This window comes from Streptomyces sp. NBC_00104 (assembly GCF_045160825.1).
Lineage (GTDB): Bacteria > Actinomycetota > Actinomycetes > Streptomycetales > Streptomycetaceae > Streptomyces.
In genome coordinates this window covers 488,945-511,676 of the sequence record NZ_CP108215.1, presented here as the reverse complement: position 1 = coordinate 511,676, position 22,732 = coordinate 488,945, and the positions used below count along the sequence as shown (strand labels likewise).

General features: G+C 73.2%; 4 protein-coding genes. 3 read left to right on the top strand and 1 reads right to left on the bottom strand.

Going from position 1 to position 22,732, the window contains the following annotated elements; all coding sequences use genetic code 11:
* Nucleotides 1–7 precede the first annotated feature (7 nt).
* Entirely contained in the window at nucleotides 8–18,955 is an 18,948-nt protein-coding gene (locus OG272_RS02045; RefSeq protein ID WP_405892314.1) for an amino acid adenylation domain-containing protein, read from the bottom strand.
* A 196-nt stretch (nucleotides 18,956–19,151) separates the two neighbouring features.
* Here OG272_RS02045 and OG272_RS02040 point away from each other — a divergent pair, with 196 nt between their 5' ends.
* The 3 genes from OG272_RS02040 (at nucleotide 19,152) to OG272_RS02030 (ending at nucleotide 22,655) form a co-directional block, all read left to right on the top strand.
* Complete coding sequence (locus OG272_RS02040) at nucleotides 19,152–20,192, top strand: iron chelate uptake ABC transporter family permease subunit (protein ID WP_326585298.1); 1,041 nt, start codon at nucleotides 19,152–19,154, stop codon at nucleotides 20,190–20,192.
* Between the two features lie 398 nt (nucleotides 20,193–20,590).
* Entirely contained in the window at nucleotides 20,591–21,700 is a 1,110-nt protein-coding gene (locus OG272_RS02035; RefSeq protein WP_405892311.1) for a FecCD family ABC transporter permease, read from the top strand.
* Between the two features lie 133 nt (nucleotides 21,701–21,833).
* Nucleotides 21,834–22,655 carry an ABC transporter ATP-binding protein gene (locus OG272_RS02030; protein ID WP_326585975.1) on the top strand — a complete coding sequence of 274 codons (822 nt, stop codon included), beginning with the start codon at nucleotides 21,834–21,836 and terminating at the stop codon, nucleotides 22,653–22,655.
* Nucleotides 22,656–22,732: the final 77 nt, after the last annotated feature.

Sequence of the window (22,732 nt, the reverse complement as noted above, 5' to 3'; positions counted from 1 at the left end):
CTCTTCCTCACTTCGGATTCCGCTCCGCCCACGCGAGCAGCCCTCGCAGGGCCCGGAACCAGGTCTCGGCGAGATCCTGGACCGTCTCGCGCGGCACCAGTCCTTCCAGGTACGACCAGTGCGCGGCCAGCACCGGCCCGTCCGCCCGGTCCTCGGTCACCACGTTGATCTCCAGCGCGTGCCCCTCCCGCATCGAGCCCTCCGGCCCGATGTCCGCCGCGTCCTCCTCAGGTGCGTACGACCAGTCCGTCTCCTCCGGGATGCCGAACCGGCCCAGGTAGTTGAACTCCACACGCGCCGGCTCGTGGGCCGCCAGCACCTCGCGCGTACGGGGGTTGAGGTGCCGCAGCAGTCCGTACCCGACCCCGTTCGCGGGCAGCGCCGCCAGATGCTCCCGTACCAGTCGTACGGCCTCGGCCGCCGCCCGGCCGCCCGCGAAGGCCTCGGCCGGGTCGGCCGGCCCGGGATCGAGCCGTACCGGGAAGACGCTGGTGAACCAGCCGACCGTACGGGACAGATCGACGCCGTCGCCCCCCAACTCCTCCTCCCGGCCGTGCCCTTCGAGGTCGACGAGGACCGAGCTGTCCGCACCGCCGTCCCGTCGCCTCCGGTCCGCGAAGGCGAGACCGAGGCCGGCCAGCAGCACGTCGTTGACGCCGGCCCCGAACGCCGCCGGCACGGCCGACAGCAGCGGACCGGTGTGCTCGGCGGGCATCCGGAGGACCACCTCGCGCCGGGTCGTGGTGGTGTCGCGGTCCGGGTCGGGCTCCCGCAGCAGCGGGAAGGGCTCGGAGCCACCCTCCAGGATCCCGGCCCAGAGGGGGAGTTCGGCCTCGCGGTCCGGTCCCTGCGCCCGCTCGGTGAGCAGCCGCGACCAGCTCGCGAACGACGTCTCGACCGGGTCGAGACGCACCGGCCGCCCGGCAAGGACGTCCCGCCACGCGGCGGCCAGGTCCGGCAGCAGCACACGCCACGACACGCCGTCCACGACCAGGTGGTGGGCCATCAGCAGCAGCCGCCCGGGCGCGTCGCCCGCGTCGAACCACACGGCCCTGACCATCACCCCCGCGTCGGGAGCGAGGAGCGCCCGGGCCGCGCGTGCCCGCTCGGCCACGACCTCGCCGAGAGCCGCCGCGTCGAGACCGGCCACGTCCACCCGGTCGATCCACCCGGCGGCCTCGACCGCCCCGACGGCCGGCACGTGCAGCGACCAGCCGTCGGTGGCCTCGGGCGACGGCCGCACGAGGGTCGCCCGCAGCAGGTCGTGCCGGTCGGCGAGGGCCTGGAGGACGGCGGTCAGGCCGGGCAGGTCCAGTTCGGCGGGGGTGCGGACGAGCGCCGACTGGTGGTACGAGGCGAAGGAGCCGCCCAGTTCGCGCAGCCAGTGCATGACCGGGGTGAGGGGCACGACGCCGGTGCCGTCGTCCTCGGGGCGCCGGGCGGCCGTGTCGACCGGCTCGGCGACGGCGCCCAGCGCCGCCACCGTACGATGGCGGAACACCAGCCGCGGAGTGATGCGCACGCCCGCGGCCCGCGCCCGGCCCACGAGCTGCATCGCGACGATGCTGTCGCCGCCGAGGGCGAAGAAGTCGTCGTCCACACCGACCTGTTCGAGCCCGAGCACGTCCGCGAAGACCTCGCAGAGCGTCCGCTCCACCTCGGTGGAGGGCGCGCGGCCCGACGACAGGGCGGAGAAGTCGGGCGCGGGCAGCGCGGCCCGGTCGAGCTTGCCGTTCGCCAGCTCCGGGAACCGGTCCAGGGCCAGCACGGCCGCCGGGACCATGTGGTCGGGGAGCCGGGCGGCGACATGGGCGCGCAGCGCCGCCGGGTCGGGAGCGGAGCCCGCCGACGACGGGATGACGTAGGCGACGAGCAGCTTGCGCGGGCCCTCTTGACGTACCGTCACCAGCGCTTGTCCGACGTCCGGATGGGTGGCGAGCGCGGACTCGATCTCCGCCGGCTCGATCCGGAAGCCACGGATCTTGACCTGGTCGTCGGCCCGGCCGAGGTAGTCCAGCCGTCCGTCAGCGGTCCAACGGGCCAGGTCGCCGGTCCGGTACAGCCGCGAGCCGGGCTCCCCGAACGGGTCGGCCACGAACCGCTCGGCCGTCAGCCCGGGGGAGCCCAGATACCCACGGGCGAGACCACCCCCGGCCAGGTAGAGCTCACCGGTGACGCCGGGCGGCACGGGCTGGAGGAGGTTGTCGAGGACGTAGGCCCGGGTGCCGGCCACCGGCCGTCCCACGAGCGGGCGTTCGCTGTCCCCGACACGTCCCACCAGGGCGTCCACGGTCGACTCGGTCGGGCCATATAGGTTGAACGCCTCGGTGCCGCGCAGCGCGGCCAGTCGCCGCCACAGCGCGACCGGAACGGCCTCGCCGCCCACGCCGACCACCGCGAGAGGGCAGTCGTCGCCGTCCAGCAGACCACTGTCGGCCATCTGCGCGAAGAACGACGGGGTGACCTCCAGGAAGTCGAAACCGTGCTCGACCACGGCCCGGGCGAGCAGTTCGGGGTCGCGTCGCACCTCCTCGGACACGATGTGCACACAGTGCCCGTCCAGCAGCCACAGCTGGGGCTGCCAGGAGGCGTCGAAGAAGAACGACCAGGCGTGCCCCGCCCGCAGATGCCGGCGTCCCGCCGTCTCGATCGCCGGTGCGTAGAGCGTCTCGCGATGGCTGTGGAAGAGGTTGCCGAGGGTCTCGTGGGTGATCACCACACCCTTGGGGCGGCCGGTGGAGCCGGAGGTGTAGATGACGTACGCCGGGTGGCGAGGCGTCAGGTCCGCGGTCCGGTCGGCGTCGGTGAGGTCGGTGGCCTCCCCGGCCGCGATCCGGTCGGCGGTGGCGGGGTCGTCGAGCACCAAGGGGACGGCGTCCGGCGGCAGGGTGCCGCGGAGTTCCCGGGTGGTCAGGGTCAGTACCGGCCGGGCGTCGTCGAGGACGTCCGCCGTACGGTCCGCCGGCGCGTCGGGGTCGAGCGGCAGGTAGGCCGCGCCCGCCTTGTGCACGGCCAGTACGGCGACCAGGAACCGTGCGGTGCGCGGCAGCGCCAGGGCCACGAACCGTTCGGGCCCGGCACCGCGTTCGACCAGGAGACGGGCCAGGCGGTTGGCCTCGGCGTTGAGCTCGGCGAAGGCCAGCTCGATGCCGTCTGAGGCCACGGCGGGCAGGTCGGGGTGGAGCCGCACCCGCTCCTCGAAGAGCGCGGGCACGGTGGTCGGGCCGGCGACGGGCGGCCGGCTTTGCCATCCGTCGGACAGCAGCCGGAGTTCGTCCGCGTCGAGGATGCCGATACGTCCGAGGGTCAGGTCAGCGTCGGCGACGACGGCCCGCAGGACCCGCCGGAGCCGGTCGGCGAAGGACTGCGCGGTCGCGTGGTCGAACAGGTCGGCGCTGTACTCCAGCACACCGTCGACGCCGCCGTCGCCGCGCTCCACGAAGTCGAAGGACAGGTCGAACTTCGCGGTGGTGTTGACGACGTCGTCCCGGTGGGCCCGCAGACCGGGAAGTCCGGTGTCCTCGTCGCCGGCCGCCAGATACACCACCATCACCTGGAACAGCGGGTGCCGGGCCAGGGAGCGGGCCGGGTTGAGGACCTCCACCAGCCGTTCGAACGGCACGTCCTGGTGGTCGAAGGCACCCAGATCGGCCTCCCGCACCCGGGCCAGCAGCTCCCGGAACGTCGGCTCGCCGGACGTGTCCGTCCGCAGCACCAGCGTGTTGAGGAAGAACCCGACCAGGTCCTCCAGTGCCGCGTCCGTCCGCCCGGAGATCGGGCTGCCGATCGGGATGTCGTGTCCGGCACCGAGCCGGGTGAGCAGGGTCGCCACGGCGGCCTGCATCACCATGAACACACTGACGCCGTGGTCACGCGCCAACCGGTGCAGGTCCGCGGCGAGTTCGGCGTCGAGCGACAGATCGGCGGCGCCGCCCCGATAGGTCGACTCCAGCGGACGCGGCCGGTCCACGGGCAGCGCCAGCTCCTCCGGCAGCCCGGCCAACGCCCGGCGCCAGTAGGTGACCTGACGTGCCGCCAGGCTCGAGGGGTCCTTCTCGTCACCGAGGACGTCCCGCTGCCACAGCGTGTAGTCGGCGTACTGGACCGGCAACGGCTCCCACTCGGGCGCCCGCCCGGCCGCACGGGCCGCGTAGGCCACCGCCAGGTCACCGTGCAGCGGCCCCTGGGACCACTCGTCACCGGCGATGTGGTGCAGCAGGAGCAGCAGTGTCCATTCCTCCCGGCCCGTGCGGAACACATGGACGCGCAACGGCGGTTCCCGGTCCAGCGCGAAGCCGTACGCGCCCGCCAGGGCCAGCCGCCCGGGGAGCCGCTCGGCGTCGGTCTCCTCCACCTCGAACGGGACGCGTATCTCGGCCGCGTCCAGCACCCGCTGGAAGGCCCGTCCCTCCTCGTCGGGGAAGACCGTGCGCAGCGTCTCGTGCCGTACGACCACATCGTGCACGGCCGCCCGCAGCGCCTCGACGTCCAGCTCCCCGCTCAGCCGCCAGGCCGAGGGGATGTTGTACGTCGCGCTCGGGCCCTCCACCTGGTACAGCACCCACAGGCGCTGCTGCGCGGACGACAGCGGCAGCCGCTCGGGCCTCGTCCGCGTGCCGAGCGTCGGCCGGTCGTGGACCTCGGCCGGGGAGCCCTCCGCCAGGTGTCGCGCGAGACCGGCCACCGTCGGCGCGTCGAAGACCGTACGCAGCGACACCTCGGCGCCGAACGCCGACCGGACCTTGGCGACCAGTCGCATCGCGAGCAGCGAATGGCCGCCCAGGGCGAAGAAGTCGTCGTCCACGCCGACCCGGTCCACACCCAGGACGTCCGCGAACAGACCGCACAGGATCTCCTCCCGCGGATCACGTGCCCGGCCGCCCGTGCCACCGCCCGCCGCGAAGTCGGGCGCGGGCAGCGCCCGGCGGTCCAGCTTGCCGTTCGGCGTCAACGGCAGCCTGTCGAGGACGACGACGGCCGCGGGAACCATGTGCTCGGGCAGGGAGGCGGCGGTGTGACCCCGCAGGACGTCCGGGTCGGCGACCGCTCCGGCGGCGGGGACGACGTAGGCGACGAGCCGCTGCTCGTGCGGGACGACGACCGCGTGGGCCACCGACCCGTGCCGGGCGAGCACGGCCTCGATCTCACCGGGCTCGACGCGCACCCCACGGATCTTGACCTGGTGGTCGGTGCGGCCCAGGAAGTCGAGCGTGCCGTCGGCCAGCCACCGGGCCAGGTCGCCCGTGCGATACATCCGGGCCCCCGGGCCGCCGTACGGGTCCGCGACGAACCGCTCGGCCGTGAGACCCGGCCGGTCGAGATAGCCACGCGCGAGCTGGACGCCCGCCAGATACAGCTCACCCGCCACACCCGGCGGCACCGGACGCAGCGTCGCGTCCAGGACATAGGCACGGGTGTTCCACACGGGACGCCCGATCACCACCCGGTCGGCGCCCGGCACCACCTGGCCGGCCGTGACGTCGACCGAGGCCTCCGTCGGCCCGTACAGGTTGTGCAGCTCGGCCGACAGCACCTCGTGGAAGCGTGCGGCCACCGGCGACGGCAGCGCCTCACCGCTGCACATCACCCGGCGCAGACTCGTGCACCGCGCGGCGGCGGGCTCCTCCAGGAACACCTGGAGCATCGACGGCACGAAGTGCGTGGTCGTGACGCCCTGCGCGCGGATCAGCTCCGCCAGATACGCCGGGTCCTTGTGGCCCTCCGGCCGGGCGACCACCAGGGCGGCCCCGGTGATCAGCGGCCAGAAGAACTCCCACACCGACACGTCGAACCCGGACGGGGTCTTCTGCAGCACCCGGTCGTCGGGGCCCAGCCCGTACGCGTCCTGCATCCACAGCAACCGGTTCACGATGCCCTCGTGCGGCACGACCACTCCCTTGGGGCGGCCGGTCGAGCCGGAGGTGTAGATCACATGGGCGGGGCTCGACGGGTCGTATGCCGTGGGCAGTTCACCCTCCGGGCCCTGGGGCAGCGTGTCCTCGACGACGCACACCGGCCGGGCCTCCTCCAGCATGAGCGCGATCCGCTCCCGGGGCTGATCGGCGTCCAGCGGCAGATAGGCGCCGCCCGCCCGGTGCACCGCCAGCAGGGCCACGACCAGATCCGCCGAACGCGGCGCCGCCACCGCCACCGTGCGCTCCGGGCCCACCCCCATCCCGGCCAGGACCCGAGCCGTCCGCTCGACCCGTGCGTCCAACTCCGCGTAGGTCAAGCGCTGTTCGCCGTCGACGAGGGCGAGAGCGTCCGGCGTCCGCGCCACCTGCGCGCGGAACAGCTCCGGCAGGGTCGTCGCGGGTACGTCGTGCCCGGTGTCGTTCCACCGGACGAGCACCGACTCCCGCTCGGCCTGCTCCAGGACCTCCAGCTCCCGTACGGGGACGTCGGGTTCGGCGGCCACCTGGTCCAGGAGCCGCGCCAGCAGCCTGCCGAGCCGCCGGGCCGTCGCCTCGTCGTACAGGTCGAGCGCGTACTCCAGGAGCAGCGTGAGACGGTCCCGGCGCGCCTCGTCGACGAAGGTGAAGTGGAGGTCGAACTTGGCCATGCCCGTGTCCATGTCGAACCACTCGGTGGGCATGCCGAGCACCTCGGGGTCGCCGTCGGGCCGGTAGTGGTAGCCGAGCATGACCTGGAAGAGCGGGTTGCGGCCGGTGACCCGGGGCGGGTTCACGGCCTCGACGACGTGGTCGAAGGGGAGATCCTGGTTCCCGAACGCCTCCAGGGCCGACTCCCGGACCCGGCCGAGGAGTTGCGTGAACGTCAGGCCGCTCTCCCCGCTCGACAGGTCGGTGCGCAGCACCAGCGTGTTCACGAAGAACCCGACCAGGTCGTCCAGCGCGTCGTCCGTACGTCCCGCGATGGGCGCCCCCAGCGGGATGTCGTCCCCGGCGCCGAGCCGGTGCAGCAGTGCCGCCGTGGCCGCCTGGAACAGCATGAACATGCTGGTGTTGGTGGCGCCGGACAGTGCGCGCAGGGCCCGGGCCGTGGCGGGGGAGAGATCCAGACGGACCTTGCCGCCCCGGCCGGTGGGCTCCGCAGGACGGGGCCGGTCGAGAGGCAGGGACAGCTCTTCCGGCAGCCCTCGCAGGGCCTCGGTCCAGTGGGCGCGCTGCGCCTCGCCGACCTCGCCGAGCAGCGTGTCCTGCCACAGGGTGTAGTCGGCGTACTGGACCGGCAGCGGCGTCCACTCCGGTGCACGGCCCTCGGTACGGGCCCGGTACGCGGTGGTGAGATCACCGAGGAACGGCCGGTCCGACCACTCGTCGGTGGTGATGTGGTGCAGTACCAGCGCCACGACCAGGTCACCGGGCCCCAGCCGCAACACCTCGGCACGGACGGGGAGTTCGGTGCTCAGGTCGAACGGACGCCGCTGGGCCGACTCGATCCGGGCCGCGAGCTCGTCCTCGCTCACCTCGGACACCCGGAAGTAGGGCTCGGCCGCGCCCGGCGGCACGATCCACTGGTACGGCTCGCCGCCCTCCTCCGAGAATCGGGTGCGCAGCGCCTCGTGACGGTCCGTCACATCACCCAGCGCTGCCCGCAACGCGGCGAGGTCGAGTTCGCCGCGCGGTCGGAAGACGAGGGGGAAGTTGTAGGCCACACCCCCGCCGGTGAGGCGTTCCACCAGCCACAGCCGCCGCTGAGCCGCCGACAGCGGGATCCGCTCGGGCCGCTCGGGCACCGGCCGCAGCGGGGGACGCGCAGGTCTGCCCGCTTCCGCCCGCAGGGCCAGGGCCTCCGGGGTGGGCGCCTCGAACAGGTCACGGATGGCCAGCTCGGCGCCCAGTTCGGTGCGGGCCCGGCTGATCAGCCGGGTCGCGAGCAGCGAATGGCCGCCCAGGTCGAAGAAGTTGTCCTCGGCGCCGGTGCGGGGCAGCCCCAGCACCTCGGCGAAGAGCCGGCACAGCACCTCCTCGACGGGGGTGCGCGGGCCGCGACCGGCCGACAGGGCGACCGCCGGCTCGGCGTCCGGCAGAGCGCGCACGTCGAGCTTGCCGTTGTCGTTCATCGGCAGCCCGGGCAGGACCACGAAGGAGCCGGGCACCATGTAGCCGGGCAGCCGCTGCCCGAGGTCGTCGCGGAGCCGCCTGATGAGCGCGGTGTGCCCGCGCCCGGCGGCCGGGGTGTTGGCGAACGGGACGTCGCCCCGGTCGGCGCGCGGCCGGTACAGGCCGGCCGTGTGCGGAACCTCCGTGCCGGAGGCCCGGGTGCCGGGGACGAACACCGCGTCGTAGCGGCCGGGTTCGTCGGACCAGGTGGTGAGCAGCCGGTAGCCCCGTGCCTCGGCCGCCTCCCGCAGATCCTCCGGTTCCACGCCCGTCGCGGCGACGGGTGACGGCCGGCCGGTCTCCAGGGCCCGCAGACCGGCCAGGTCACCGGCCGTGCGGGCGTCCGGGACGCCCCGCATCCGAAGGGATCCGGTGCCGTCGAGACGGGCCACAAGCGCGTCCCGCCCGGTCCAGTCGACGGTCGGGACGCCGTCCAGGGAGAGCACCGGATCGCCCTCGTACAGCACCACGTCGTACCGGTAGCGGGTCAGCTCGTTGTGGTGGCGGCCCGCCTTGGTGCGCAGGTCGACGCCGACGCCGAGAGTGGTGAACCAGTCCGGGTCGACGAGGAGTTCCTTCTCCAGGGCGAGGCCACGCTCCACGGCGCGGCGCACGGTCTCGGGTTCCGTGTCCGCGTCGGCGCGGGCGGCCTGGATGCCCGCCTGGAAGACGCGGGCCTGGCGCAGGTCGCGGACGTCACCGAGGAACAGGGCCCCGCCGGGCGCGAGCAGACCCAGCGCGCCGCGGATCACCTGATGGAGGTGGTCCAGGCTCGGGAAGTACTGGACGACGGAGTTGATGACGACCGTGTCGAAGAAACCGGTGGGCAGGCCGTCGGTCACCTCGGCTGCCTGGCACCGGAGTTCGACCTTGCCGCCCAGTTCGGGGTCGGTCCTGATGCCCTCGCCGAGCTTGCGGATCACGGGCGCGGCGAAGTCGGTCGCCCAGTACGCCTCGGCGTCCGGGGCCAGCCTGGACAGCAGCAGGCCCGAGCCGACGCCGATCTCCAGGACGCGCCGGGGCCGCAGCTCACGGATACGGGCCACGGTGGCCTCACGCCACTCCCGCATGTGCGCGACCGGGATCGGCGTGCCGTCGTAGGAGCTGTCCCAGCCCGCGAAGTCCTCCGTGAACAGGGCGGTGCCGATCTCGGTGTACTCGGCCGAGTAGATCTCCTGCCACTCGCCGATCTGCTCCCGCTCGGCCGACTCCCGCGCACGCGCGTCGGGTTCGGCCGGGACGACGTACCCCACGAGCCGCTTCGTACCCGGCGCGGAGGTGTCGTCGCGGGCGATCACGGCGGCCTGGGACACCTCGGGGTGCTGCGCCAGCGCGGTCTCGATCTCGCCCAGCTCCACCCGGTAGCCCCGGATCTTGACCTGGTCGTCGGTACGGCCGAGGAAGTCCAGGTTGCCGTCCGGACGGCGTCGTACCAGGTCACCGGTGCGGTACATACGCTCGCCCGGCCGCCCGTACGGGTCGGCCACGAACCGCTCGGCGGTCAGGCCCGGCCGGTCGAGATAGCCGCGCGCCAGACCCACACCCGCGATGTACAGCTCACCCGCCACAGCGTCCGGCACCGGCCGCATCCAGGTGTCGAGGACGCGGGCCCGGGTGGCGCGGATCGGGCGCCCCACGGTCGGGGTCGCGCTGTCCTCCGTACCACCGCCGAGCGTGTTGATCGTGTACTCGGTCGGGCCGTACAGGTTGTAGCCGTACGTCCCCTCGGTGTCCCGCAGCGTGTTCCACACCGTCTCGGTGACGGCCTCCCCGCCGAGCAGCACCAGCGGCGGCCGGTGCCCCTCCAACAGGCCCTCCTCGATGAGGAGATGGGCGTAGGTCGGCGTCACGTTGACGACGTCGACGCGGTGTTCCTCGCAGTACGCCACCAGTGCGGTGGCGTCCCGCCGCAACTCCTCGTCGCAGACGTGCACCTCATGTCCCTCGACGAGCCACAGCAGCTCCTCCCAGGACATGTCGAACGCGAACGACACGGTGTGCGCGATCCGCAGCCGCCGCCCGCCCGCCGATGCGATCGCCGGCGCGAAGATCTCCTTCTGGTGGTTGAGCTGCATGTTCGTCAGGCCGACGTAGGGCGTGACGACACCCTTGGGGCGTCCCGTCGAACCCGAGGTGTAGATGACGTAGGCGGGGTGGTCCAGGCTGAAGGACACCGACACCGGGCCGGCCGGGAGGTCCGCCAGCTCGGCCGCCACCGCCGGGTCGTCGAGCAACACGCGCGGCGTGTCGCCCGTCAGCGTCCGCGACACGCCCTGCGTGGACAGCAGGAGCAGCGGGCGGGCGTCGGCCAGCATCAGCGACAGCCGCTCGGCCGGGTGGTCCAGCTCCAGCGGCAGATACGCCGACCCCGTGCGCAGGACCGCGAACAGTGCCACCACCATGTCGATCGAGCGTGGCAGCCCGAGCGCGACGACCCTCTCGGGCCCGGCACCCCGCGCGATCAGCAGCCGTGCCATGCGGTCGCAGCGCGCGTCGAGTTCGGCGTACGTCAGGGTCTGTGCGCCGAAGACGAGAGCGGTCGCGTCCGGGGTGCGGGCGGCCTGCGCGGCCAGCATGTCCGCCACCGTCTCGTGCGGCACGGGCTGCCGCTGCCCGGCCTCCTCGTGGGCGAGCGCGGCGGCCTCGGCGGGCAGCAGGGGATCCAGCGAGCCGACGGCGGCGTGCGGGTCGGCCACCAGCCGGTCGACCAGCAGCACGAAGCGGTCCAACAGGCGTTGCGCGTAGGCACCTTCCAGCAGGTCGGGCCGGTAGGCGAGCGTCACCCGCACCCGTTCGCCCGGCGTGACCACCAGGTTCGCCGGATAGTGCGTGGCGTCCACGTTGGCCACGGCCGTCGCGCCGTGCCGCTCGCGCAGCTCGGCGAGCCGCTCGTCGGTGTCGGCGTTGCGCAGCACGAACAGCGTGTCGAACAGTCGCCGGTGACCCGTGTCGGCCTGGAGCACACCCAGGCCCAGGTACTCGTACGGCATGACGTCGAGCCGCTCGCCCTGGATGCGGCGCAACAGGGCGAGGACCGGCTCACGCGGGTCGAAGGTGATGCGCGCGGGCACGGTGTTGAGGAACATGCCGATGACGTTCTCGACGTCCGGAACCTCGCTGGGCCGCCCGGCGACCGTGGTGCCGAACGCGATGTCGGTACGGCCGGTGGCGCCGGCCAGGACCAGGCCCCAGGCCGCGTTGAGCACGGTGTTGAGGGTCAGGCCGTGGCCCCGGGCTATGCCGCGCAGCCGCTCGGCGACCGCCGCGTCGAGCACGGCGTCCAGCTGCTCCGGGATCACCGGTTCCCGCCCCCGGTCGGAGGCGGCCGGCACCAGCAGCGTGGGCTCCTCGAAACCGGACAGGGCCGCCCGCCACGCGCGGGTGGCCTCGGTGTCGTCCTGCCGCTCCAGCCAGGTCAGGTAGTCGCGGTAGGAGCCGGGACGGACGAGACCCGCCGGGTCCCCTCCGCTCTCGTACAGCGCGAACAGCTGGTCCAGGAACAGCCAGGCCGACCAGCCGTCCCACAGGATCAGATGACGGCCGACGATCAGCCGGTCGCCGCGCTCCTCACCGAGCCGTACGAGCAGCATCCGGAAGAGGAGGGGGCGGGTGAGGTCGAAGCGCCGCGACCGCGACGCGTCCAGCAACTCCCGCATCCGACGGTCCTGTTCGGGCGTCGACAGTCCCGTCAGATCCACTTCCGTCAGCGGGACCTCGGCGTCCCGCACGATGAACTGCACCGGCTGGCGCAGCCCTTCGCTCGTGAACCCGGCGCGCAGGCTGGGGTTGCGGTCCAACAGGGTGCGCATGGCCACCGACAGCCGCTCGGCGTCCACGCGTTCGGCGAAGTCGAAGGACTCGTGGACCGTGTAGACGTCCAGGGAGCTGTCGTCGAAGTTCGAGTGGAAGAACAGGCCCTCCTGGAGGGGGGCGAGGGGCCACACGGCCTCGATCCGGCCGGGGGCGAGCCGCTCGACCCGCTCCCGCTCCTCCTCGGTCGGCGTGAACGCGGACACGGCGGGCGTGTCCTGCGAAGCCGCCTCCTCCACGTGCGCCGCCGCGGCGAGCGCGGCCGGGGTGCGGTGCTCGAACACGTCACGGGGGCCGATCACCAGGCCCGCGCGGCGGGCCCGGCTGGAGACGGCGATCGAGCTGATGCTGTCACCGCCGAGCAGGAAGAAGTCGTCGTCGACACCGAGCTCCGTCAGCTTCAGCACGGCCGCGAAGATCTCGACGAGCAGGTGCTCGCGGGGACTCGCCGGGGCCCGGGTGACGGTGCCGCGCCCAGCCTGCGGGGCGGGCAGCGCGGCCCGGTCCAGTTTGCCGCTGGGGGTGAGCGGCAGCGCGTCGAGGGCCACCCAGGCGCCGGGAACCATGGGGGAGGGCAGGGAGCCGGCCAGGGCCTCGCGGAGGCCGTTCACCTCGGCGCCGCCGTCCGGCACCACATAGGCGACGAGCGCGTCGTCCCGTACGGTCACGGCGGCCTGCGCCACTTCCGGCAGCCGTACGAGCGCGGCCTCGATCTCGCCGAGTTCGATCCGGTTGCCGCGCAGTTTGACCTGCCGGTCCGTGCGGCCCAGGTACTCGATCACCCCGTCCGCGCGTCGCCGGACCAGGTCACCGGTGCGGTACATCCGGCTGCCGGGCGGTCCGTACGGGTCGGCGGTGAACCGCTCGGCGGTCAGCGCCGCACGGGCGTGGTAGCCGCGGGCGAGCTGGACGCCGGTCAGGTACAACTCGCCGGGGACGCCGTCGGGGACGGCCCGCAGACAGGCGTCCAGGACGCGCAGGCCGGTGTTCCACACGGGACGCCCGATGGGCACGGACGCGCCGTGGTCCTCACCGGAGGCGTACGGGTGGTACGTGACGTCGACGGCCGCCTCGGTCGGGCCGTACAGGTTGTGCAGCGGCACGCCCGTCAGCGCGTGCCAGCGGCTCGCGGCGGTGACCGGGAGCGCCTCACCGCTGCTCAGCACACGGCGCAGCGACGCCGACCAGGTGGGGTCGCCGGTGACCTCGTCGTGCTGGAGGAAGGCCTCCAGCATCGACGGCACGAAGTGCATGGTCGTGACGGCCTGTTCGCGGACGAGCCCGGCCAAGTAGACGGGGTCGCGGTGGCCGTCGGGGCGGGCGAGCACCACGGTCGCGCCTTCGAGGAGCGGCCAGAAGAACTCCCACACCGACACGTCGAAGCTGGACGGTGTCTTCTGCAGCACCCGGTCGTCCGGGCCCAGTCCGTACTCGCCCTGCGTCCACGCCAGCCGGTTCACGACGGCGCGGTGGGTGACGACGACGCCCTTGGGGAGGCCGGTCGAGCCTGAGGTGTAGATCAGGTACGCGGGGTCGTCGGGGCGTGCGGCGACGGGGGCGGTGGGGTCACTGGCGGGCTCGTCGTCCGGGGCATCGAGCAGCAGCACCGAAGGCACCGAAGGCACCGAAGGCACCGAAGGCACCGAAGGAAGCGAAGGAACGGTCCGCTCGGGCGTGTGCGACGGTCGGGACGCCTGGGGCAGCCGGTCGGCCGTCGCGGACAGCGTGACCACCGTCGTGGCGCCCGAGTCGGCGAGCATGTGGGCCACCCGGTCGGCCGGGTAGTCCAGGTCCACCGGCAGATACGCGGCACCGGACTTCAGCACGCCCAGCAGCGCCACCATCAGCTCCGCCGAGCGCGGCACGGCCACCGCCACGAACGCCCCCGGCCCGGCACCCCGGCCGCGCAGCCGTACGGCCAACTCCTCCGCGCGGGCGTCCAGTTCGGCATAGCTCAGCCGTTCGCCCTCGAAGACGACGGCGGTCGCGTCCGGCGTCCGGGCGACCTGCGCGGCGAAGCCCTCCGCCAGGGTGGACTCCGGTACGAGGCGTTCCTCGCCGGTGGGATGGGCGTGCAGGGCCTCGTCGGGGGACAGCAGTTCGACGGAGGCGGCCGCGCGGTCCGGTGCCTCGGCGACGGCCTCCAGGACGCGGGCCAGCCGGTCGCCGAGGGCGCGGACGGTGTCGCCGTCGAGGCGCTCCGCGTGGTGCTTGAGCCGCAGGTCGAGCCGGCGGCCGGGCTTGACGACGAGGGCGAGGGGATAGTGCACGGCGTCGTGGAAGGCGTCGCCGGTGATCCGTACGGTGCCCGAGGCGTCCCGGAGGTCCGTCTCGGCGGGGTAGTTCTCGAACACCACGAGCGTGTCGAAGAGTTCGCCGGAGCCCGCGTGCCCGGTGAGCCGCTGGATCTCGGCGAGGCCCAGGTGCTGGTGGTCCAGCAGCCGTGCCTGCTCCTCCTGCAGACGGACGAGCAGCTCCCCGAGGGACTCGCGCGGCGCCCAACGGAAGCGTGTCGGAAGGGTGTTGATGAACAGGCCCACCATGGAGGCGATGCCGTCGACCTCGCCGTCGCGCCCGGAGACCGTGGTGCCGAACACGACGTCGTCCCGGCCGGTCAGCCTGCCCAGGAGCAGACCCCAGGCGCCCTGGACCACCGTGCCGAGGGTGACCCCGTACGCACGGGCCCGCTCGGCGAGCCGCGCGGTGGTCCGCTCCGACAGCTCCACCCGCACATGCTCCGGCCGTAGGGGCGCTCCGTCGGCCGGTGTACCGACCAGCCGCGTCGGCTCGTCCAGCCCCGCGAGCGCGTCACGCCAGGCGTCGCGGGCCGCGTCGCCGCCCTGCTCGGCCAAGCGGCGCAGGAAACCGCGGTAGGGGGCGACTTCGGGAAGCGGGGGAACGTCGGTGCCGTAGTACGCCATCAGTTCGCGGTGGAGGACCGGCAACGACCAGCCGTCCGCGATGATGTGATGGAACGTCAGAATCAGACGGCTGCGCTCCTCGCCGAGCCGGACCAGGGCGCAGCGCAGCAGCGGGGGCGCGGTCAGGTCGAAGCCCCGGGCCCGCTCCTCGGCGGCCACGGCGTCACCGAGCGTTTCCCGCACCTCCCCGTCCCGCGCCGAGAGATCGACCTCCCGCCACGGCAGTTCGGCGTCCCGTGTGATGATCTGCACCGGGGTGCCGTCCGGGCGCTGGCGGAAGGCGGCCCGCAGCGGCGCGTGCCGGTCCAGCAGGCGTTGCGCGGCCCGGCGCAGTACCGGGCCGTCGACCGGCCCGGCGAGGTCCAGGACCTGTTGGACGACATACGTGTCCCCGTCGGCGCCGACGGTGAGGGAGTGGAAGAAGAAGCCCTGCTGGAGCGGGGTGAGCGGGAGCAGCTCCTCGACCGGCAGCGGGCGCGAGCCCTGGATCTCGGCGAGCTCGGCCTCGTCGACCTCCACCAGCGGGTCGTCGGCGGTGTGCTCGGCGACGCGTTCGACGGCGGCCTTGGCCAGCGCCTCGACCGTGCGGTGCCGGAACACCTCACGGGTGGTGAGCTTGAGGCCCGACTCCCGTGCCCGGATGAGGAGTTGGATCGCGCTGATGCTGTCACCGCCGAGCGCGAGGAAGTCGTCCTCGGCTGTCACCGTGTCCAGCCCGAGCACCTCGGCGTACAGCGCGCACAGCAGCTTCTCGCGGGTGGTGCGCGGGGCGCGGCCGGAGCTCATGGTCGCGTAGTCCGGGGCGGGCAGCGCTCTCGCGTCGATCTTGCCGCTGGGGGTGACCGGCAGGGCGTGCAGCGGGACGAACGCCGAGGGGACCATGTGGTCGGGCAGCCACTCGGCGGCGTGCCCGCGCAGGGTCCGCATCAGCGCGCCGACGTCACGGAAGGGCGCGGGCCGGTTGGCGTGCGGATAGGTGTCGGCCGTCCGGTACAGGGGGCCGAAGGGCCCGTCGAGGACGAACACGGCGTCGAAGGCCCCGTCGTCGGCGCTCCCGTTCCAGGTGAGCGCCGCCCGGTAGCCGTACTCCGCCGCCAGCACGTGCACGTCCTCCGGATCGGTCCCGGGAGCCGCCTCGCGGCTGCTGCCCTCCAGCCGCCGCAGATCCGCCAGGTCGTCCGCGAGGCGGGCGTTGGGCACACCGGTGACGCGGAGCGCGCTCGGCCGTTCGGCCAGCCGTTCCGCCAGACCGCCGAGACCACCGACCGTCGCCCAGTCGACCTCCGCCGACTCCCGGGTGACCGGCGCGGCGCCCGGGCGCAGCACGACGTCGTACCGGTACCGGCTCAGCTCGTTGTGGTGCGCGGCCCGCTTGATCCGGATCTCCGAGGCGAAGCCGTCCAGGCCGGCGAAGAAGTCCGGGTCGAGAAGGAGTTCGCCCTCCCAGCGCACCGACCGCTCGACGGCCGCCCGCAGCGCGCTCTTGTCCTCGCCCTCACCTTCGTCACCGGTCGCCCGACGAGTCTCCACGGCCGCGCGCAGCGTGCGCAGCAGCCGCAGATTGCGGACGTCGCCGACGAAGATCCGGCCGGCGGGGGCCAGCAGCCCCGACACCTGGCGCAGTACGTCGACGAGATACTCCCCGCTGGGGAAGTACTGGGCGACCGAGTTGATGACGACCGTGTCGAAGTACCCGTCCGGGAGCCCGTCGGTGTCGTGGGCGGCCTGGGTCCGCAGCTCGACCTTCGCGGCCAGCTCCGGATCGGTGTCGACCTGCGCGCGGAGCGCCGCGACCGCCGCCGCCGAGAGATCGGTGCCCCAGTACGCCTCGCAGTCGGGCGCGATCCGGGACAGGATCAGGCCACTGCCGACGCCGATCTCCAACAACCGCCGGACCGAGCCGAGTTCACGGATGCGCTCGACGGTCGCCGCCCGCCACTCGCGCATCTCCTCGACGGGGATCGGTGTGCCGTCGTACATGCTGTTCCAGCCCGCGTAGTTCTCGCGGAGACCCGAACGGTCCGTGCCCCGGCCGTCCGCGTCCTCGGCCCCGGCCGCCCCGTAGAGGAGTTCGTGCAGCTCCTTCCACTCCTCGACCCGCGTGTCCGGGTCCGCGTCCCGCGGTGCGTCGAGGGCGGGGACGACATAGGCGGCGAGGCGGCGGTCGCCGGGCCGGTCCTCGCGGACGACCACCGTGACCTGTTCGACGGCCGGGTGGCCGCGCAGCACCGACTCGATCTCGCCCGGCTCGATACGGAAGCCGCGGATCTTGACCTGGGCGTCGGCGCGTCCCAGGAACTCCAGCCGGCCGTCGGACCGCCGGCGGACCAGGTCACCGGTGCGGTAGAGCCGGCCGCCGGGCTCCCCGAAGGGGTCGGCGACGAATCGCTCGGCGGTGAGATCCGGACGCCCGAGATAGCCCCGGGCCAGGCCCGCGCCGCCGAGATACAGCTCACCGGTGACCCCGGCGGGCACGGGCCGCAGGAACGCGTCCAGGACGTACGCCCGGGTCCCCGGGTCGGGCACGCCGATGGGGACGATCGCCCCGGCCGGGATGTCCGGATCGCACAGCCCGAGCGTGGAGTTGGTGGTGGCCTCGGTCGGACCGTAGGCGTTGAACATCATCCGCCCGCGCGCATACCGTCCCACCAGCTCCGGCGAGACACGCTCGGTACCCGCCAACAGCGTGGCGTTCGGCGGGAGTCGGACGTCGTCCGGCATGGCGGCGAGCAGCGCGGGCGGCAGGATCATGAAGGTGATGCCGTGCGCGTTCGCGTAGTCGGCGAGCGGAGCGCCGGGCACCCGTCGCTCGGCCGGTACGACGACGAGCCGGCCGCCGGACAGCAGCCCGAGACACAGGTCCCAGAAGGCGACGTCGAAGCTCGGTGAGGCGAACTGCAGCACCCGGCTGTGCGGGCCGATGCCGAACCGCTCGCTCTGCGTGGCCACCAGCTTCGCCACTCCGCCGTGCGCGAGGACGACACCCTTGGGGCGGCCGGTGGAGCCCGAGGTGTAGATCACGTAGGCGGCGTTCAGGACGGTGAGGCGCGCCCCGCGGTCCGTGTCGGTGGGGTCGTGGACCGGCCGCCGCGCCAACTCGCCGGTGGTGGCCGCCGAGTCGAGCTCCAGGAGTGTCACGCCGTCGACCGGGTCGGGGAGGTCCCGGGCGGTCTCCGCGGTGGTCACCATGCAGACGGGCCGCGCGTCACCGAGCATGTACGCGATGCGGTCGGCCGGGTAGTCGTGGTCGATCGGCAGATAGGCGGCGCCCGACTTCAGGACGGCCACCTCGGCGACGATCAGCTCGGCGGAACGCGGCAGGGCGAGGGCGACGATCCGCTCGGGACCCGCACCCCGCGCGATCAGCGCGTGCGCCAGTCGGTTGGCGCGCTCGTCCAGCTCGGCGTAGGTGAGTTCCTCGTCCTCGAAGACCAGTGCCACGACGTCCGGGCGCTGCCGTACCTGCTCGGCGAACATCGCCGGCCAGGTGTCCGAAGGCACCGAGTGCGCGGTGTCGTTCCAGTCGAGGACGACCTGCCGGTACTCCTCCGGGCCCATCAGATCCAGTCGGGCCACCGCCGTGTCGGGCCGGGCCACGGCGTCGGCGAGGAGGGTCCGGTAGTGGCCGAGGAGCCGCTCGATCGTCGTACCGTCGAAGAGCCCGGGGTGGTACGACACCCGCGCCGAGTCCCCGTCCACCTCCAGCAGCACGTCGAGCGGGGCGGGCGGCTCACCGGCGGGCCGTGCGGCCGTGGCGAACGCCGTGTTGAAGAACAGTCCGCCGCCGCGCGTCGGCCGGGGCCGCAGCTCCTCGACCAGGAGACCGACGGGCACCCGATGGGTCTCCGCCTCCTCCCACGCCTGCGTCACCCGCCGCACCAACTCGGCGAACGTCGGCTCGTGTTCGACGGACACCCGCAGGGGGAGCCCGTCATGGCCCACGGTCAGGTCCGTCGCCCCGGAGTAGCGGTGCAGCAGGGCGACGAACGCCGCGAGCCGTACGGCGTCGGGGGCGTCCGGGACATCCGACAGCGCGCGTGTGTCCCGTTCGGGAAGCGGCTGCGGCGGATGGGGCCGATCGGCGGGCAGTGAGATCTCCAGCGGAAGCGGTGTCAGCAACCGCCGCCAATGGGCCAGGACTTCCTCGGAACCGCACACAGCAGTGAGCCTCCCCAGCGGGTCGGGGTCCCGGCCAGGGCCGGGGTCGCCGACATACTAAGGTAAGGGTTACCTAATTCACAGGGTGCTCAAAGAGAGTCACCCCGGGGGCGGGGCGGCAATCGGAGGAAGACCTACAGATCAACCCGCCTTCGCCCTACAGTTAAGGTAAGCCTCATCAAAGGAAGTTGAAGACGTGGGGACCTCGACGGTCCGGGCGGCGAAAGGCCCCCGCGCGGTACTGCTGTTGACGCTCTCGGGCGCGGCCCTGCTCACGCTGTGCGCCCTGTCGATGGCGTTCGGCGCGCTCGGCGTCCCCCTCGACCAGGTGTGGCACACCCTGCTCGGTGACGCCCCCAACTCCCGTATCGACAACGTCATCTGGTCCGTGCGCGTGCCACGCACCGCCCTGGGCCTCGCCACCGGCGCCGCCCTCGGTCTGTCGGGCGCGCTGATGCAGGCGCTGACCCGCAACCCGCTCGCAGACCCAGGCATCCTCGGTGTCAGCGCGGGCGCGGCCTTCGCGGTGGTCCTGTCGGTCGGCGTGCTCGGCATCGGCTCGGTGTACGGGTACATCTGGTTCGCCTTCGGCGGCGCGTTCGTGGCCAGCGTCCTGGTGTACCTCCTCGGCGGGCTCGGCCGGTCCGGTAGCACCCCGGTCAAACTGGCGCTGGCCGGAGTGGCCGTGACCTCGCTGCTGTTCTCGCTGACCAGTGCCATCGCCCTCACCGACCCGGACGCGCTCAACCGTTACCGCTTCTGGAACGCGGGCTCCCTCGCCAATCAGGACGAGGAGGTCCTCCTGCGCGTCCTGCCGTTCCTGGCCGTCGGCGCGGTCCTCGCCCTCGCCTGCGCGCCGGCCCTCAACAGCCTCGCGCTCGGCGACGACGTCGCGAAGTCGCTCGGGCTCAAGCTCGGCCTGGTCCGCGTCCAGGGCGTCGTCGCCGTCACCCTGCTCACCGGGGGAGCGGTCGCCGTCATCGGGCCCGTGGTCTTCGTCGGCCTGGTCGTCCCGCACATCGCCCGCGTCCTCGCCCAACTCGCCGGCCTCGGCCCGGATCACCGCTGGCTGCTGCCGCTGTCCGCCGTCCTCGCCCCCTGCCTCCTCCTGGCCGCCGACATCGCCGGCCGCCTGATCGCCCGCCCCACCGAGGTCCAGGCCGGCATCCTCGTGGCCTTCATCGGCGGCCCGTTCTTCATCGCGCTGGTCCGCCGCCGACGCCTCGCGGAGCTGTGAACCATGACTTCTCGACCGGGGAGGCGCGGACCCGTGGCCGGTGAACAGCGGGGTCCCTGTCCCGTGAACGCCGAGCTCCCGGGGGCGCGGTCCGTGCCGACCGAGCCGTCGGGGGCGCGGTCTGTGATCACCGAGCCGTCGGGTCCACCGTCCGTGCCGACCGAGCCGTCGGGTTCGCGGCCCTTGACGACCGAGCCGTGGAACGGCGGGCCCATGGCCGGCCGGCGGGGCATCGCCGATCCGCGGCCTTCGAAGCAGTGGCGCCGTCGGCCCGTGACGACCGAACCCATGGAGCTGTGGGCCCATGACGACCGAACCCATGGAGCGGTGGGCCCATGACGACCGACCCCCATGGAGCTGTGGGCCCATGACGACCGAACCCGTGGAGCGGTGAGCCGATGACGACCGATCTCGCGTCCGGGCCGCCCCCGAAGGGCGCCGTGGACCCGACGCCGAAGCGCCCTACGGCCGACCGCCTCGCCTTCCGGCTGCCCGCACCGCCCGTCTCCGGTGTCGTACGACCCCGGCTGCTGGCGGTCTGTCTGCTGCTCGCGGCGGCGGCCTTCCTGGCGTTCGCCGTGGAGACCTCCGTCGGCGACATCGACCTCCCGCTCACCGAGGTGATGAAGGCCCTGGTGGGCACGGGCGACCCCGGCACCGAACTGATCGTCCACGAACTGCGGCTGCCGCGCGCGCTGGCCGGGCTGCTCGTCGGCATCGCCTTCGGTATCTCCGGGGCCCTGCTCCAGACGGTCACCCTCAACCCGCTGGCCAGCCCCGACATGATCGGCATCACGCAGGGCGCCGGCACGGCGGTCGTCGCCGGGATCGTCCTCGGCTGGGACGCGGGCCTGAGCACCCAGGCCCTGGGTCTGCTCGGCGCGCTGCTCGCCGGGCTGCTGGTGTACGTCCTGGCCTGGAAACGCGGCACCACCGGATACCGCATCGTCCTCGTCGGCATCGGCATCGCCTGGATCTGCACCAGCATCACCGACTACCTCATGGCCCGCGGCCAGCGCTTCCAGGCACAGGCGGCCCTCGGCTGGCTCGTCGGCAACCTCAACGGCCGCACCTGGGAACAGATCGGCCCGCTCGCCGTCACCATGGCCGTGCTGGTGCCCCTGGCGGTCCTGCTCGGCCGGCAGATCCGCGTCCTGCAACTCGGGGACGACGTGGCCAGGGGCCTCGGCACCCGCGTGCAGATCGTCCGGGTGGCCGTGCTGCTGATAGCCGTCGGCCTCGTCTCCTTCGGCACGGCCACCGCGGGTCCCATCGCCTTCGTGGCACTCGCCGCGCCCCAGGTCGCCCAGCGCCTGGCAGGCACCCCGTTCCCGCCCCCCGTCGCGGCGGGGCTCACCGGCGCCGTGATGGTGCTCGTGTCCGACCTCGCCGCCCGCTCGATCGTCCCGGACACGGAACTCCCGGTCGGGGTCGTCACCGGGGTGCTCGGCGCACCCGTACTGCTGTGGCTGCTCATCCGCGCCAACCGCGCCGGTTCAGGAGGCTGAAGACGTGTCATCGAAGTACGAACCGGTCACGAAGCGCGACGCCCGTGCCGACGCCCGTGTCGACGCCCGCCCCGACGCCCGTGCCGTCGGCCGTGTCGTCGACCGCACCGGCGGTTCCGTCGACGGCCCGGAGCTGCGCGCCGAGGGCCTGCGTCTGGCCTACGACGACCGGATCGTCGTCGAGGATCTCGACCTGGTCGTCCCGACGGGCCGGGTCACCGCGATCGTCGGCGCCAACGCCTGCGGCAAGTCCACCCTGTTGCGCGCCCTGGCCCGCCTGCTGACGCCCAAGGCGGGCACCGTCCACCTCGACGGCCGCTCGGTGCACTCCATCCCGACCCGCACCCTCGCGCAGCAGCTCGGCATCCTCCCGCAGACGCCCGTCGCGCCCGAGGGGCTGACCGTCATCGACCTGGTGGGGCGCGGGCGTTCACCGCACCAGACGTGGTGGCGGCAGTGGTCGCAGAGCGACGAGGAGGCCGTGCACGAGGCGCTCAGGGCCACCGACATGACGGATCTCGCCCACCGGTCCGTCGACGAGCTCTCCGGCGGACAGCGGCAACGCGCCTGGATCGCCATGGCCGTCGCCCAGGGAACCCCGGTGATGCTGCTGGACGAGCCGACGACGTACCTCGACCTCGCCCACCAGATCGACGTCCTCGACCTGGTCACCGACCTCAACCGGCACCAGGGCCGCACCGTCGTCATGGTCCTGCACGACCTCAACCAGGCCTGCCGGTACGCCGACCACATCATCGCCATGAAGAAGGGGCGCATCGCGGGCGAGGGCGCCCCCGCCGACGTCATCACCGCCCCGATGGTCGAGGACGTCTTCGGACTGCGCTGTGTCGTCGGCGAGGACCCCGTCAGCCGCACCCCCATGGTCATCCCGATGGGCCGCCACCACGAGGGCACGGACGCGGACGCGGTGCCCGTGTCGGGCGCCGCCGGCTGACACACGGCCGACGGTGCCCCGGCTCACGGGCCCGCGACGGCGACGGGCCCGTGAGAGGTCACGGAAGGGCAATCATC